The organism is Novosphingobium sp. BF6 (assembly GCF_058273105.1).
Genome location: NZ_CM177776.1, coordinates 567,501 through 582,515 on the forward strand (window position 1 = coordinate 567,501; position 15,015 = coordinate 582,515).

Annotated in this window: 11 protein-coding genes (1 of these 11 cut by a window edge); 4 read left to right on the forward strand and 7 right to left on the reverse strand. The window is 66.3% G+C overall.

The window, feature by feature from the left end; genetic code table 11:
• Nucleotides 1–1,598, reverse strand: partial view of a TonB-dependent siderophore receptor gene (locus AC4D6D_RS17910; protein ID WP_491328760.1) — the 5' portion only. Its footprint begins 664 nt before the window's first position; only the first 1,598 of its 2,262 coding nucleotides appear in the window; the start codon lies at nt 1,596–1,598; its stop codon lies off the left edge, out of view.
• Nucleotides 1,599–1,766: 168 nt separating this feature from the next.
• Between AC4D6D_RS17910 and AC4D6D_RS17915 the strand changes: the two genes are divergently transcribed.
• From AC4D6D_RS17915 to kdgD, 3 genes are all read left to right on the forward strand, one after another.
• The gene (locus AC4D6D_RS17915) at nt 1,767–2,483 is read left to right on the forward strand and encodes a response regulator (RefSeq protein ID WP_491328402.1); all 717 of its coding nucleotides are present in this window, start codon (nt 1,767–1,769) and stop codon (nt 2,481–2,483) included.
• A gap of 1 nt (nt 2,484) precedes the next feature.
• Nucleotides 2,485–3,990 (forward strand): ATP-binding protein, encoded by a 1,506-nt coding sequence (locus tag AC4D6D_RS17920; protein ID WP_491328403.1) that lies wholly within the window; start codon nt 2,485–2,487, stop codon nt 3,988–3,990.
• A 145-nt stretch (nt 3,991–4,135) separates the two neighbouring features.
• The gene (gene kdgD / locus AC4D6D_RS17925; protein WP_491328404.1) at nt 4,136–5,062 is read left to right on the forward strand and encodes a 5-dehydro-4-deoxyglucarate dehydratase; all 927 of its coding nucleotides are present in this window, start codon (nt 4,136–4,138) and stop codon (nt 5,060–5,062) included.
• A 287-nt stretch (nt 5,063–5,349) separates the two neighbouring features.
• On the opposite strand, the gene AC4D6D_RS17930 is transcribed toward kdgD, so the two are convergent.
• The 3 genes from AC4D6D_RS17930 to AC4D6D_RS17940 form a co-directional block, all read right to left on the reverse strand.
• Nucleotides 5,350–6,678, reverse strand: coding sequence for an MFS transporter (locus AC4D6D_RS17930; protein ID WP_491328405.1), 1,329 nt, complete (start codon nt 6,676–6,678; stop codon nt 5,350–5,352).
• A 100-nt stretch (nt 6,679–6,778) separates the two neighbouring features.
• Nucleotides 6,779–8,911 carry an acetate--CoA ligase family protein gene (locus tag AC4D6D_RS17935; protein ID WP_491328406.1) on the reverse strand — a complete coding sequence of 711 codons (2,133 nt, stop codon included), beginning with the start codon at nt 8,909–8,911 and terminating at the stop codon, nt 6,779–6,781.
• A gap of 24 nt (nt 8,912–8,935) precedes the next feature.
• Nucleotides 8,936–9,769: a p-hydroxycinnamoyl CoA hydratase/lyase gene (locus AC4D6D_RS17940; protein WP_491328407.1), complete on the reverse strand. Its 834-nt coding sequence runs from the start codon at nt 9,767–9,769 to the stop codon at nt 8,936–8,938.
• A gap of 78 nt (nt 9,770–9,847) precedes the next feature.
• Here AC4D6D_RS17940 and AC4D6D_RS17945 point away from each other — a divergent pair, with 78 nt between their 5' ends.
• Complete coding sequence (locus tag AC4D6D_RS17945; RefSeq protein ID WP_491328408.1) at nt 9,848–10,258, forward strand: MarR family winged helix-turn-helix transcriptional regulator; 411 nt, start codon at nt 9,848–9,850, stop codon at nt 10,256–10,258.
• A gap of 35 nt (nt 10,259–10,293) precedes the next feature.
• On the opposite strand, the gene AC4D6D_RS17950 is transcribed toward AC4D6D_RS17945, so the two are convergent.
• The 3 genes from AC4D6D_RS17950 to AC4D6D_RS17960 form a co-directional block, all read right to left on the reverse strand.
• Nucleotides 10,294–11,691, reverse strand: a complete 1,398-nt coding sequence (locus AC4D6D_RS17950; RefSeq protein ID WP_491328409.1) for an aldehyde dehydrogenase — start codon at nt 11,689–11,691, stop codon at nt 10,294–10,296.
• 75 nt (nt 11,692–11,766) lie between these two features.
• Complete coding sequence (locus tag AC4D6D_RS17955) at nt 11,767–13,281, reverse strand: tannase/feruloyl esterase family alpha/beta hydrolase (protein ID WP_491328410.1); 1,515 nt, start codon at nt 13,279–13,281, stop codon at nt 11,767–11,769.
• Nucleotides 13,281–15,014, reverse strand: coding sequence for a CocE/NonD family hydrolase (locus AC4D6D_RS17960; RefSeq protein ID WP_491328411.1), 1,734 nt, complete (start codon nt 15,012–15,014; stop codon nt 13,281–13,283). The genes AC4D6D_RS17955 and AC4D6D_RS17960 overlap by 1 nt, the downstream gene beginning before the upstream one ends.
• Nucleotide 15,015: the final 1 nt, after the last annotated feature.

Sequence of the window (15,015 nt, forward strand, 5' to 3'; positions counted from 1 at the left end):
ATGTCGGTGTAGCTGGCATAGAGCGAGATTTCGCGCGTCACGTCATAGACGAGCCCGGCATAAGGCGTGAACACGCCCTTCTGTCGCGTCGTGGTCGCGTCCGCTTTCCAGACATTCGAGACATTGTAGTCGCCGCCGTGGGCCTTGTAGTCGCTGATGCGACCGCCGACGATGGCGGTCAAGCCGTCCATCAGGCTGAAGCGGCCCGCCGCATAGCCGCCGATGTTGCGCGTCTTGTCCACGGCGCGGGCATCGGTGCGGAAGGTCTCGTAGTTCGCATAAGAGCCGTCCCAGGTCCGCCAGTCGTCGATCGGCAGGCCCGCTGCGCGGTACTGGCAGCCGCTCCATGGCGCGACGCCGGCGATGCTGCAGTTGCCCAGCGCCGCGCTGAAGGCATATTCGGTCACCCTGTCGCGGTAGCCGTTGACGCCGAACATCAGCTGGTGCTCGCGCCCGAAGAGGTGGATCGGGCCGCTCAGGGTGACGTCCACATTGTCGCGGCCGGTCTCGTATTCGGAGTGGATGCCGTTGAGATAGCCGCCGGTACCGTCCCGGTTCCAGAAGCCCGCAAAGCCGCCGACGTTGCGCGCGGCATTGTTGACTTTGGCGACGCCGATATTGTTGTAGGTCTCGCCCTCTGTGCGCGCATAGCCGACCTTGAGGTGCCAGCCATTATCCCAGCGATGGTCGAGATTGACGAAGGCCGTGGTGGATTCGCGCTTGGCGACGCTCCAGTCGGTGACCGGGTTGGTCTTGCGCGGGAGGTTCGCCAGAGTGCCGTCCGCGAACCAGATCGAGACGTTGCTGCCCCAGGAAGCCCCGTCGTTGCGGGTGCGCTCGTACTGGATGCCGCCGTTGAGCACGGTCTGCGGGCCGAGATTGACCGCGACATTGGCAAGAATACCGCGCCGGTCGATATGTTCGCGCTCGCGGAAGGTGTCGGTGCTCTCATCGGTGAAAACGAGGCGCGCGCGCACGCCGCCGTCCGTGGTCACCGGCACGTTGAGATCACCCATCACGCGCCGCTTGTTCCAGTTGCCGAGCGTCAGCATGCCACTGGCGCCGAGCGTGGTCGTCGGCTGCTTGCGCTGGAGATAGATCGTCGCCGAAGGATCGCCGGTGCCGCCCAGCAGGCCGTTGGCGCCGCGCACGATCTGGACGCTGTCGTAGAGGTCCATGTTGGTGGAGGCGCCGCCGCCGCTGAAGTTGGTCTGGCCGTCCACCTGCATGCCGTCGATGCGGTAGTTGGTGATATCGAAGCCGCGGGCGCGGTACGTCGTGCGGCCCGCATTGTCGTTGGCATAGGAGGTGACGCCCGGCGTCGTGCCCAGCACGTCGTCGATGGTCTCGATCTGCTGGTCGTCGAGCAGCTGGCGGGTGACGACGGTGACGGTCTGCGGGGTTTCGCGCAGGCTCAGCGGCAGGCCGATGGCGATGCTGGCTTCATGGCCGGTGTAGGACTTCGTGTCCTCGGTCCGCTGGCCGGTGACGACGATGGAATCCTCATCCGCCTCATCGGCGACGGCAGGCTGCGCGAAGCACAGGGCACTGGCAAGCGCTGCAAGCGAGCCGCGCAGCATGGCCTGGCTGAAAATCATTGGTCTCACAGTGAAAAGCCCCTACTAATGCAAATCATTCGCATAATAGAGAGGCCCCTATCAGCGGGCGCAGCAGGGTAAATCCGTGAATTTGTGCTTTTTTGTCAGGGGCCGAAACGCTTTGTCACCCAATGTAACAACGCACGCCGATACAAAGGGGCAAGGCCGATGAGCGCCATTCTCGTCGTCGATGACGATGCCGACATCCGCACCCTGCTCTGCACGTACCTGAAGGAGGCCGGACTGGACGCCGAAGGTGTCGCGGACGGCGAGGCGATGTGGCGCCATCTGGAAACCCGGACGCCCGATCTCATCATCCTCGACCTCATGCTGCCGGGCACCAACGGTCTTTCGCTCTGCCGCTCGCTGACCGAGCGCCATGATATTCCGATCATCATGCTGACAGCGCGGGGCGCGCTGATCGACCGAATAATCGGCCTTGAGATGGGCGCAGACGACTATCTGCCCAAGCCCTTCGATCCCCGCGAACTGCTCGCCCGCATCCGCGTCGTCCTGCGCCGCGCCGAACGCAGCGCAGCGCCGCCCACGCCTGCCGAACCGAACGTCATCGCTTTTGCAGGCTGGCAGCTCGACGTGCGGCGCACCCTGCTCCGCCGGACGGCGAGCGAGGAGACGTTTCCGGTCGGCGGCTCTGACTTTCTCGCTCTGCGCACCCTGCTGCGCCATCCCTACCAGACGCTCAGCCGCGATTTCCTCGCCCGGCAGGTCTATGGGCGCGAGCGCGATCCGACCGACCGCGCCATCGACATGAGCATCAGCCGCCTGCGCCAGTTGCTGGGCGACGATGCCCGCAACCCGCACCTGATCCGCACCGTACGCAACGGCGGATACGTGCTCGCGGTGGATGTGGTCCACGCGGCCTGACATGGCGGGCCTGTTGAAGAGGGTGGCCGGATTCGGCGTGCGCAGCTTCCGGCGCACATCGCTCTCGGCGCGGATCGCCTGCATCCTCGTGGCGGGGGTGATCCTCGCCCAGTTGCTGACCAGCACGATCTGGTTCGAAAGCCGCCGCCGCCAGATGCTGGAAATTCCCACGCGCGTCTTCGCGACGCGGGTGGCCGATGCCCTGCGGCTGCTCGACGCCCGGCCGCAGCAGCAGCGCCCTGCCCTCGCCGCCGAATTGCAGGCGCCGGGCTTTTCGCTGCACCTCTCCCGGCAATTGCCGGTGGCAGACCTGCCTGCGCCGGACCTGAAGCGCTCGTCGCTGCTGCTGGAACAGGTGATCGCCGTACACATGGGCCGCCCGGTCGAAGTCCGCACCCTCGGCGCACGCCTGCTCGACAACCGCGGCCGCGCCGCCACCAGCTGGAGCATGATGTCCGCGCGCGATCCGGTGGCCGAATTCGAAGTCGCCGTACGCCTTCGTCCCGACCAACCCTGGCTCGTCGCCACCGGCCGCGAGGACGAGAACGGTGCCGATTTCGACCGCGTCGGCACGATCGCCGACTATATCCTGCGCATCTATCTCCTGCGCATCCTGATGGTCGCGGCCCTGACCTGGTTCGCGGTGAGGCTGGCGATGGCGCCGCTGAAGCGCATGGCGAACGCCGCCGAAGCACTCGGACGGGATATCCGCAGTGCGCCGCTGGAAGCCGGCGGCCCGCCCGAAGTGCGACGCGCGGCGGAGGCCTTCAATGCGATGCAGGAGCGGTTGCTCGGCCATATCGAGGAGCGCACCCGCTTCCTCGCCGCCGTCTCGCACGACTTGCGCTCCCCCATCACCCGGCTGCGCCTGCGCACCGAACTGCTACCCGACGAGCAGCTGAAGGCGGGCTTCCGCAAGAACCTGGGCGAGATGGAAGAGATGGTCGATGCCACGCTCTCCTTCATGCGCGGCGGCGTGGACGAGGACCTCTGCACGGAGGTGGACCTGGACGGGATCGTCGCGGAAATAGCCGCAGCCCAGGTCGAACAGGGCGCAAAGGTAACGCTTTCTGGCACGACCGGCGGACCTCTGGCCGGGTTCCCGCAAGGGATGCGGCGTTGCATACAGAATCTCGTCGAGAACGCGCTGCGCTATGGCGGCAGCGCCGAACTCGTGCTGCGGGGGGACGGGAGCACCGTCACCATCGTCGTCGCCGATCGCGGGCCGGGCATTCCCGAGGACAAGCTGGAAATGGTGTTCGAGCCTTTCTACCGGCAGGAGGATTCCCGCAACGTGGCCTCGGGCGGCGTCGGCCTTGGCCTCAGTATCGCCCGCGACATCGCCGTGGCGCACGGCGGCGCGCTCTGGCTGCGGAACCGGGAGGGCGGCGGATTGGAAGCGACCGTGACGTCCCAGCGGTGCAGGCCCGCCGCCAGCCCGGCCAAGGGGAATGAGAGTGTGAGCCTGATCCGGCCATCGAAGTGTTGCCTTTCAGATAGTCGGTAGTTTTTGTCCTGGAGTGGAGAAGCCGGAAAGACTGCTGGATTGATCCAGAAACTGTACCCTTCAATTCACGTCGAGTTTTGGACAGTCGCCCACGTCGATGCAAAGCCGCAACAAAGCGTGACTGCAGATAAGAGGAAGGCAAATCATGGCAAACTTCGACCCCGGTACGGCGGCTGCGACTATCGGCAGCGGCCTGCTCTCTTTCCCGGTGACGCATTTCCGTTCCGATTTCTCAGTGAATGAAGAGGCATTCCGTCAGCACTGTGATTTTATGCTTGGGCAGACGATTTCCGGTATCTTTCCAGCGGGCGGTACAGGCGAATTCTTCTCGCTCACACCGGACGAAGTTGAGCAAATCGTTCGCGCGGCGGTTGCGGTTACGGCAGGACGCGTCCCCGTGATCGCGGGCTGCGGCTACGGTACGGCGATCGCGGTTGATCTTGCCCAGCGTGCCGAGCGCGCAGGAGCGGATGCGCTGCTGCTGTTGCCCGCATATCTGGTCAATGCAAAGCAGGAAGGGCTTGCCGCTCGGGTGGAAGCCGTGTGCAAGGCAACCTCTCTCGGTGTCATCGTCTATAACCGCGACAATGCGATCCTCGAGGCCGATACCCTGGCGCGACTTTGTGAGCGCAATTCCAATCTCGTCGGCTTCAAGGACGGCGTGGGCGATATCGAATTGATGATGCGCATCTACGCGCGCCTGGGTGACCGCCTGACGTATATCGGCGGACTGCCCACGGCGGAGACTTTCGCCCCGGCCTACCTGGAGATGGGCGTCACGACTTATTCCTCGGCAATCTACAATTTCATGCCGGAATGGGCGCTGCGTTTCTACAAGGCCGTACGCGAGCACGACCAGGCCCGTATCCTGGCCGGTCTTCGCGACTTCGTGATGCCCTATCTGGCCATTCGCAACGGCGGTACCGGCTATGCGGTTTCGATCGTCAAAGCCGGGCTCAACGCGATCGGTCGTCCCGCCGGTCCCGTCCGCACGCCCTTGACCGATTTGCTCCCAGCCGAACAGGAAGCGCTGGAGCGGCTGATCGCCGCCAACCGCGACGCGCTGGCCTGACGGGAAGAGCAAAAGGAAGACCATGCATCACCGAATATGCGGATCGTGCCGGGCGGGGAAGAGATCGCGGCAGTCCGCGCGTTGAAGCAGGCGTTTCCGGATGCCCGCGTGACCCTGGACCCGAACGGCGCCTCGTCCGGCCAGGTCTCATGGCCCGATCCGCCGAAAGACTCCGGCCCCGGCCCACCGCGGCAGTGATCTACCCCCCATGAAAGCATCTTGCATAGATGCCGGCCTCTTTCTGATTGGAAAGTGACAAGCGTCTCGGAATTCGGCACGAGAACCAGTCAGGTCTGCGGGCGTGGTACGCCCAATATCGCCGCAGCGGCAATCAACGAGCCGAGGCCCATGGCGACAGCGACGCCATCAAGCCCCATGCCGCTCTGGAACAGGAAACCGGCTACCACCGGTCCCAATGCCGCTCCCCCTCGTCCGATGCCGATTACAAAACCGGTGCCGCCGCCACGCGCTTCAGTGGGAAACGAGGCGGCGATCAGGGCATAAAATCCAACCATTCCTGCGTTGGTGAAGAACCCAGCCGCGGCGGCAGCAAAAGCAAGGCCGGAGAGATCCGTCTGGCCCTGGCCGAACCAGATCACCATCAGTGTGGACATTGCCATGGTTCCGACCATGATCCAGCGCAGCGGCAGGCGCAAAGTCAGGACGCTGAGCAGGAGCGCGCCGGCCAGACCGCCGACATTGGCATAAACCAGCACACCGCCAGCGGCAGAGGCATCATATCCCATGTCGACGACGATCTTGGGCACCCATTTGAGGATGAAATAGAAAGTCATGACATGGCAGAAGTAGGCCGCTGCCAGGAGCAGCGTCGTTCGCCGCAAGTCGCTCGCGAAAAGGCGGTGGAGCGAGGTCTTGCGGCGGACCTTCAGCCCCGGCTCCGGCAGGCGGTCCACCGGGCCATGACCCAGCCCCCTTAGTGCGCGATTGATCTTGGCCAGGCTGTCGCCTCGCCGGTCGCGCTGCAGCAGGAAACCGACGCTTTCAGGAGCCAGGAGCAGCAGGAACGGGATCAGCGTGGCACTGGCAACCGCGCCGAACGTGAAAACGTCGCGCCAGGTACCGTCTATCAGCAGCGAGGTGGCGAAGGCGCCTCCGCCGATGGCCCCCATCGGATAGCCCGCTGCCATGACGGCGACGGCTGCGCCCCGCCAGCGGTCGCTCGCATATTCGGCTACCATGGCATTTGTGCAGGCCAGCATGCCGCCGATGCCGATACCGGTGAGGAACCGGAACGCGGCCAATTGCGAAATCGAGGCGACATGCGCCGTAGCCGCCATGCCCAGCGCCATGAGGACAAGACAGAGGAGCGCGGTCGGTCGCCGTCCGATGCGATCAGCCAGTGGCCCCAGCAGGACCGAGCCCGCCGCCATGCCGATCAGTTCCATCGAGAGCACGATCCCCAGCGCGCCACGATCGATGCCCCATTCGGCGGCAATGCCCGGCGAGGCAAAGCTGATCGACAGGACGTCGAATCCGTCCAGCGCATTGAGCGTGACGCAGACGGCAATCGCCAGCAGCTGGCGCGCGCGCATCGGGCTGCGGGCGATGATCGCACGCGGATCGTCCGCGCGTTCGGCGGTAAAATTGGACGCCATATCTTCTCCCAAGGTCTTGCGCGTCTGCTTATCGAAAACGGTAAACGCCGCGATCTTCCAAAGTCGCGGCGTTCCCGTCGGTTCAGGCTACGGATGCTGCCTAGGCATGCTCCTGCCGCTCCACCAGCATGAGCGCGTCGAGGGCGACGGCGCCTTGGCCTGCGGGGTGCAGGATGACCGGGTTGAGGTCGATCTCGGCGAGCGAAGGCTCTGCCGCCAGGATCGCGCCGACTTGTGCCACCAGCCGGGCCAGCGCGGGTACGTCCAGCGCGGGGGAGCCGCGATAGCCTGCCAGCAGCGGTGCGCTCTTGAGCTGCATCAGTTCCGCCTCGATCTGCTCCACCGGCATGTCCGGGGTGAACAGACGCACATCCTGGAGGATTTCCGCCGTGACCCCGCCGAACCCGGCAAGGACCACCGGTCCCCATTCCGGATCGTTGCGCCCGCCGACGATCATCTCCAGCCCGCGCGCGCCCATTTTCTCGATCAGCACACCGTCGAGCACGAGTGCGGCGTCATAGGCGCCGACATTCGCATGGATCCGTGCCCAGGCCTCGGTAACGGCATCGGCATTGGCAAGATTCAGGATGACACCGCCCGCGTCGCTCTTGTGACCGAGCGCGGCCGCCTGCGCCTTCATCGCCACGGGATAGCCCACCACCTCGGCAGCGGAGACCGCCGCCTCGGCGCTATCCGCGAAACGTCCGGCCGGGAAGGCGAAGCCCAACGGCCCGAGCAATTCCTTGGCGCGATACTCCGCAACGACGCCGTCATGGTCGGCAAGGCCCGGCACCGCCAGGACGGCGGCGTCCTTCGCCGCCAGATCCCGGCTTGCCAGGGCGCCGAGCCGGGCCATGGCCCGGAACGCGCGTTCGGTGCTGGGGAAGCAGGGGATGTCCTTGGCACGCAGTGCGGCAATGTGCTCGGGCGGAATCGGCGCGCCTTCATCGAGCCCGGCGAAGACCAGCGGCTTGCCGATCGTCCGGCCTTCCAGTGCCGCCATGATCGCCGGCACCTTGATGGCGCAAGTGACGGGATCGGTCTGGATGATGCCCGCCACCACGCCGCCGACCCGCGGATCGTCGAGCAAGGCGGCCAGGGTATTGGTGTAGATCTCGGGCTGGCTCAGGCCCTGCGCGGTAATGTCGAGCGGATTGCTGACCGGAACGAAGGGCGGCAAGGCGGCGCGCAGGGCAGGCGAGTCCGCGTCGCCCAGCGGCGCCAGAACGATGCCCTGTTCTTCGGCCAGATCCAGGGTCAGCGCCTTGAACGCCCCCGATTCTCCCAGCACGGCCAGATCCGGCTGCGCAAGTGCGGGCGCGCGCAACAGGATTTCCGTGATATCGCCGAGTTCCTCCAGCGTTTCCGCGAAGACCACGCCGGCCCGCTCCACCTTGCGGCGCATGAGCTTGTAATCGCCGGCCATGGCGCCGGTATGGGTCGCGGCGGATTCGCGCGCCGCGCTGGACTTGCCGGGGTGCAGCAGCACCACCTGCTTGCCCGCCGCCCGCGCGCGCCGCGCGGCGGCGAGAAAGCGCGCCGGTCGCCGGAACTGCTCGACGATCATGGCGACGACCTGGGTACTCTCGTCGTCCACCAGCCAGTCGACATAGTCCTCGACGCCGCTGGCCGCCTCGTTCCCGGTCGAGACCGAATAGCTGATCGCCAGATCGCGCGCCTGGAACGTCGTGCAGAGCACCGCCGCCATCGCCCCGGACTGCGAGACCACGCCCACCGCGCGGCGTCCGTCCGGCGCCACGGTATCGGTTTCCACGAAAGTCAGCGGAATGCCGTCGACATGGTTGACGAGGCCAAGGCAGTTCGGCCCCTCGATCACCATGCCGTGCTCGGCGGCGATCCGGGCGATCTCGGCCTGCTGGGCCTTGCCCTCCTCGCCGCCCTCGGCAAAGCCCGCCGAGAAGATGATGGCGGCGCCGCACTTGCGCGCGGCCAGCCCCCGCACCGCATCCAGCACGCCCGCCTGCGGGATCGCCAGCACGGCGACGTCCACGCCGCCGGGAAGATCCTCCACCGAGGCAAGGCACTTGCGAAAGCCGATCGCCTCACGCTTCGGGTTGATCGGGTAGACCTCGCCCGCGAACTCGTTGCGGTCGAGGTTGCCCAGTACCGAGGCGCCGAGCGCTCCGGGCTTGTCGCTGGCGCCCACCACCGCGACCGAGCGCGGCCGCAGCAGGCGCGCGACGGCGTCCCTCGAAAGGGTTGTATCGTTCATTGCTGCCTCTCCCGGGCCTGGCGCTCAGCGCGCCTTGTTCAGATCGTAGGCGCCGAGACCGGGTTTGTAGGTCTTGTCGTCGATGAACTGGCGCGTCGCTTCCTTGCGTCCCTCGGCATCGAAGAAGTTCGCCGCTTCCTGCGTGCGGACAAGGTAATCCATGGAGTTGTCGAAGGTCATTTCGCTGACGCGGCGGATCGCCCACTTGGTGCCGCGCAGCGCCACCGGGTTCTTGCCGAGCAGCACGGTGGCGACTTCGGTGACGCGTTGCTTCAGCTTGTCCGCAGGCACCGCCTCGTTGACGAGCCCCCATTCGGCGGCCTTCCTGCCGTCGATGTTCTCGCCCATCATCGCATGGTACATGGCGTTGCGGAAGCCGGTCAGCTCGACGATGATCTTGCTGGCACCGCCGCCGGGCAGGATGCCCCAGTTGATTTCCGAAAGCCCGAACTGCGCGTCTTCCGCCGCCACGGCCAGATCGCAACCGAACAGCGGGCCATAGGCACCGCCGAAACACCAGCCGTTGACCATGGCGATCGTCGGCTTCTCATACCAGCGCAGGCGCTCCCACCAGCCGTAAGCCTCGCGCTGCGCCTTGCGGACATGGCCGAGGCCCTTTTCCTCGTTCTCGCGGAAGTACTCCTTGAGGTCCATGCCTGCCGAGAAGGCGGTGCCCTCACCGGTCAGCACCAGTACGCCTACGTCCTCGCGGAATTCCAGTTCGTCGAGCACTTCCTTCATGCGCCGATTGAGGCTGGGGCTCATGCAGTTGCGCTTCTCGGGCCTATTGAACGAAACCCAGGCGATGCGGTTTTCGACGGTATAGGAGACGGTGTCGTGTTCGGTGCGCTCTTGCATGGCTATCCTCTTTCCTTGATTGCTGTAATTCATAACAACCACATTGCTATCGTCAATAGCATAAATACGTGAGGGACAATGACCGATCTTTTGGGGCAACTGCCGGGATATGCGCTTCGTCGCGCCGCCAATGCCGTGATGGGCGAGCTTGGGGATATACTGGCCGATCAGGGCTTTCGAATCACCGAAGCCGCCGTGCTCCTGCTGGTGCAGGATCGCTCGGACCTGACCAGCAGCCAGATCGGCAAGACCCTGGACATCCAGCGCGCCAACATGGTCCCGCTGCTCAATCGCCTCGAATCCGCAGGCTGGATTCGCCGCGAGCCACTCGACGGCAAATCGCTGGCGATCGTGCTCACGGCTGAAGGAAGCGTAAAAGTCGCCGAACTGGGCGAGGTGATCGAGGCTTTCGAGCAGAAACTGCTGGACCGCGTACCCGCCGAGCACCGCGACCATCTCCTGCCCGCGCTCAACGCCATCTGGCGCTGAACACGGGCCGGAGAGGCCCGCCGTGAAGGGGGCGGTTAGATCGGGAAGTGACCGGGCTGGGTCTCGACGGTGATCCAGCGGGTTTCGGTGAAGCTGTCGATGCCTTGCCTGCCGCCGAAGCGGCCATAACCGGACGCGCCGACGCCGCCGAACGGCATCTGCGCCTCGTCGTGGACGGTCGGGCCGTTGACATGGCAGATGCCGGACTTGATCCGCCGTGCGACGCCCAGCCCGCGTGCGGTGTCGCGGGTGAAGACGGCGGCGGACAGGCCGTAATCGGTGTCGTTGGCCAGTTCGATCGCATGTTCCTCGTCGCGGGCGCGGATCATCGCGACGACCGGACCGAAACTCTCGTCGCGGTAGAGGTTCATCGCCGCAGTCACGCCGTCGACCACGGTGGCGGGCATCAGCACGCTGTCCGCCTCGCCGCCGGTCAGCACCCGCGCGCCCTTGCCTGCCGCATCGGCGATCAGCGCGTTGACGTGATCCACCGTCTTGCGATCGACCACGGCGCCGAGCGGGGTCTTGCCCTCGCGCGGGTCGCCCGTCGCCATGGCGCCGACTTTCGCGGCGAACTTCTCCGCAAAGGCATCGGCCACCGCCTCGACGACGATGATCCGCTCGGTCGACATGCAGATCTGGCCCTGGTTCATGAAGGCCCCGAAAGCAGCGGCCTTGACCGCCTCGTCCAGATCGGCGTCATGCAGCACCACGAACGGCGCCTTGCCGCCCAGTTCGAGCAGGCAGGGCTTGAGATGCTCGGCGGCGCGCCTGGCGATGATCTTGCCGACGGCGGTGGAGCCGGTGAAATTGATGCGCTTCACTGCAGGCGCATCGATCAGCGCGCCGACCACTTCACCCGCATCGGCAGGCGCGTTGGTGACGACATTGACGACGCCTTCGGGGAAACCGGCTTCGGCGAAAGCCTCGATGATCAAGGCATGGGTGCGCGGGCACTGCTCACTGGCCTTGAGGATCACGGCATTGCCGCAGGCGAGCGGCACGGCGATCGCGCGCACGCCCAGGATGATCGGGGCGTTCCACGGAGCGATGCCCAGGATCACGCCGACCGGCTCGCGGATGGCCATCGCCAGGCAGCCCGGCTTGTCCGAGGGAATGATTTCGCCCGCGATCTGGGTCGTGAGCGAAGCCGCTTCACGCACGATGCCGGCCGCGAGGCCGAGGTTGAACATGGCCCAGCCGGCCGTCGCCCCGATCTCGCCCATCATGGCATCGACGAACGCGTCCTTGCGCGCTTCCAGGGCATCTGCCGCCCGGAGCAGCACGGCGCGCCGCGCGTTCGGGCCCTGCGCGGCCCAGGCAGGCTGGGCGGCGCCCGCACGCGCCGCGATGGCCGGCATCTGATCGGCGGTCATGGCCTCTGCGCTGGACGCGACATCTCCGGTCAGCGGGTTGATGCGCTCGAACTTCATGGCATGGAATCTCCCAAAAATTTAGCTATTGGCTATAGCATTATAGAAATCCATGCAAGCGCCCGAAACGGATCGTCAGCGACACGTGAAACTGGTCGCCAACAAGGGACTGCCATTGCCGCGATAGTGTGCCGCCTGCGGATAGGGGCAGAGCGGGCGCTGCATGGTGACTGCACCGCTTTCGCGTTTCACCGCCAGGATCGGGCCGGGCGCGATACCGGTGTCCAGCCAACGCTCCAGCGCCGCCAACATGTCGTGAGCGGGCGAGCGGTCCAGCCCCTCGCCCCCTGTCGCCCCGAACAGGTCCGGACCTGCTCCGCCGACGCAGTGATCCATGCCCGGAACCATGTAGAGCCGCAGGAAATCCGCAACGTCCCCGCCCATGCGCCTGCCGACCGCGCCGAAATAGTCGGTGGTCGATTGCGCCAGGACCAGCGGATCGGCCCAGCCCTGGTACATCAGCAGCTTGCCGCCGCGCGCGCGGAACGCGGAGAGGTCGGGATCGTCGGCATGGAGGTTCATCACCCGGTCGATCGCCGGAAGATCGTCGGCGAGGCGAAACGTCGCGGCGTCCCAGTTCGGATCCTTGTGCACCCCGTCGCCGAACAGGGCCACCGCGAGATAGGGCGGGCCGGGCGTGAAGGGCTCGGGCAGCGGCGTGGCGCTGACCGGCACGCCGGGCAGGATGCCCCCGTCGATCCGCTTGCCGTTCTCGTCGTGGAGCGGCGCGTAGATGCGCGTGGCGAACGCGACTTGCGCGGGGCTGAGACACTGTCCGGTGCCGCCGGGCCGACATTGCAGAGCGGCTATGTCGAAGCGGCAGGCGGCGGGGTTCGCCACCAGGCCATCGCGCAGTCCATCGTCGCCGTCGCAGGCCGCCACGCCGCTGCGGGAGACCAGCGACCAGTCGGCCGCGGACATCAGTCCGGCATGGCGGCGATGCCGCATCATCTCCCACATGCGCCGGGCGCTCATGGCGGGCGTGTTCACGCCGGGCGCTCCGGCGAGAATGCCGTCATAGTCCTGCGGGTAGCGCTGCGCCTCGGTCATCGCCTGACGCCCGCCGCCCGAACAGCCCGAGAAGATCGCGCGGCGCACCGGCTTGCCATAGAAGCCCGCGATCAGGGCTTTCGACTTGACCGCGAGCAGGTGATTGGCGCGCTCGGCATAGTTGGCCGCCCGCATGGCTCCGCCCAGCAGCCAGTGACGATCGCTTGCCTTGTGGCCAGTGTCGGTGCTGGCACCTGCATAGCCGCGCGAGACGGCCCGTGCGAGTTCGCGGTAATTGAAGTTTCCCGCCTGTCCGCCCACGCCGCCCGTCAGCAGATGACCGTTCCATTTGCGCTGCAGCGGAAGCCACAGCTCGAAGCCGATCTCCCGTTCGATCACGCCCTCGACCCGGCAGAACCCGGCATCGACCCTGGGCGCGCGGACGTCCGGGGAGACGAAACCGCTGGCGGCGGCTATCGGCGTGGTCCGGACGATGCGCACATCCGGCGCTGCCAGTCCCGCAGCCCGGGCACAGGCCTCGCTCCCCCCGGTTCCGCCTCCCAGCGCCGCCGCGGCGGCGAACAGCGCCAGCAGCGGCATCAGCGGGGCGTCGCCGGAATGATCGGCAGGCTGACCCTGGAGGGATGCGCACGATCGAAGTAGACGGTGATCCGCGGCGGCGTGGCGATGTCCCGCGCCCGCTCGCGATGATCCGATCCGGTCACGGTGATCTGCATTCGGTGTCCTTTGCGGAACAGCCACGAAGTGGGCATCATGTCGAAATGCAGGCGCACCGGCTCCCCGGCCTTGAGCGACTGCGCATCCTCCTGGTAGGATCGGTGCCACGGCACGCCCGGCGGCATGACCCAGGGCGCCTTCGCCTCCTTGCGCAGCGATGCCTTGAGCCGTCCCTCGGTGACGATCTGCACGGTTCCGTCCGGTGCGACATCCTCGAGATAGGCGAAGACGTTGGCGTCGCTCCGGTCGGCGGAGATCCACAGGTCGGCCAGGGCATTGCCGGTCACTTCGGTATCGGCCGCCAGCGGGGTGCCGCGCATGCTGGCGCCGGATCCCTCGACATGACAGGGCTGCACTTGCGATCCCTCGCCCGCGTTCGGGCATTTCACGGTATAGTCGGCGGTGAAGGTCAGCGGCTTGCTGCGCCCTGCCTTCTCGCTCAGCCGTGTCCCGTCGAGGAACAGGCTCTGCATGCGGGTCTGTTTCAACGGCCAGTCCGCCGACGCGCGCCACTCGGTGCCCGGCGCGGCATTGACGGTGAAGTAGTGGATCGGCGCATCCCGGTCGATGCCGGTATCGATACCCTTGAGGTGCCGGTCGTAGAAGCGGTGCATCTCCTCCAGCAGGGCGAAGTCGTCGCTCTTGCAGTGCTTCCACGGGCCGATCACCAGCCGCGATCCGGGGATGTTGGCATGGGCGATAAAGCCCTGGTCGCGCAGTTCATCGCGCCAGCCACCCTGAATGTAGAGCGGTACCGCGCCGAGCCGGATCTGGTCCGCATAGCTGGACGCGCTGCCTTCCGCCCAGAAGCGGCTCGCAACCAGGCTGGACCAGCTGTCGCGATAGGGAAGCTGCTTCCACATGTCGAACAGGGGCGTGGAAAGCTGGTGCTCCTCCGCCGCCTGACGCAGCACGATCTTCCGTTCGTCGCCATCGACGGGGGAGACCTTCATGTCATCCTCCACCGTGCGGGTCGGGCCGGTGCCCCACTGCGCGAAGATGCCGCCGCGCCGGAAGGCGTCGTACTTGTTCCAGGAGAAGCAGCCCGCGAAGACCGCCTTGAGCGCGGGCGGGCGCATGGTCATCACATGCATGGCCGCATCGCCGGTATTGGAGCAGCCGTAGACCCCGACCTTGCCGTCCGACCAGGGCTGCGCGGCGAGCCACTGCGTCATGTCGAAGGCGTCCTGCGCCTCGTTGCGGTCATGGTAGCCGCGCCGCACGCCGGTCGACTGGCCGTTGCCGCGCCGCGCCACCTGCACCACGACATAGCCGTAGCGCGTGAGATCCTGGACCTGCCGGAAGCCGCTCACGCGCTCGCCCGCGCCGTCGGCGGTCTGCTGCGAGATCGACAGGGTGTGGTGCCAGATCACCGGAAAGCGGCCGTCGACCGGCTTGCCGTCCCTGGTCGGCCGGTCCACCCGGATCGCCAGCTTCACCCCGTCGCGCATTTCGACATAACGCGACGTGGAGACCATGCCGTCATAAGTCGCAGCCGGTTTGTAGTGGCCGAAGCTGGCCGGCGCGGTTTGCGCCTGTGCCGTACCGCAAAGGAGCGTCGCGGCGAGGAGAGAGGCGGAAAGCGACTTCATCATG

Bases quoted from the DNA above. Each gene is read 5' to 3' on its own strand.
- AC4D6D_RS17915 (WP_491328402.1), top strand. From the start codon at position 1,767: ATGAGCGCCATTCTCGTCGTCGATGACGATGCCGACATCCGCACCCTG.
- AC4D6D_RS17920 (WP_491328403.1), top strand. From the start codon at position 2,485: ATGGCGGGCCTGTTGAAGAGGGTGGCCGGATTCGGCGTGCGCAGCTTC.
- kdgD (WP_491328404.1), top strand. From the start codon at position 4,136: ATGGCAAACTTCGACCCCGGTACGGCGGCTGCGACTATCGGCAGCGGC.
- AC4D6D_RS17930 (WP_491328405.1), bottom strand. From the start codon at position 6,678: ATGGCGTCCAATTTTACCGCCGAACGCGCGGACGATCCGCGTGCGATC.
- AC4D6D_RS17935 (WP_491328406.1), bottom strand. From the start codon at position 8,911: ATGAACGATACAACCCTTTCGAGGGACGCCGTCGCGCGCCTGCTGCGG.
- AC4D6D_RS17940 (WP_491328407.1), bottom strand. From the start codon at position 9,769: ATGCAAGAGCGCACCGAACACGACACCGTCTCCTATACCGTCGAAAAC.
- AC4D6D_RS17945 (WP_491328408.1), top strand. From the start codon at position 9,848: ATGACCGATCTTTTGGGGCAACTGCCGGGATATGCGCTTCGTCGCGCC.
- AC4D6D_RS17950 (WP_491328409.1), bottom strand. From the start codon at position 11,691: ATGAAGTTCGAGCGCATCAACCCGCTGACCGGAGATGTCGCGTCCAGC.
- AC4D6D_RS17955 (WP_491328410.1), bottom strand. From the start codon at position 13,281: ATGCCGCTGCTGGCGCTGTTCGCCGCCGCGGCGGCGCTGGGAGGCGGA.
- AC4D6D_RS17960 (WP_491328411.1), bottom strand. From the start codon at position 15,014: ATGATGAAGTCGCTTTCCGCCTCTCTCCTCGCCGCGACGCTCCTTTGC.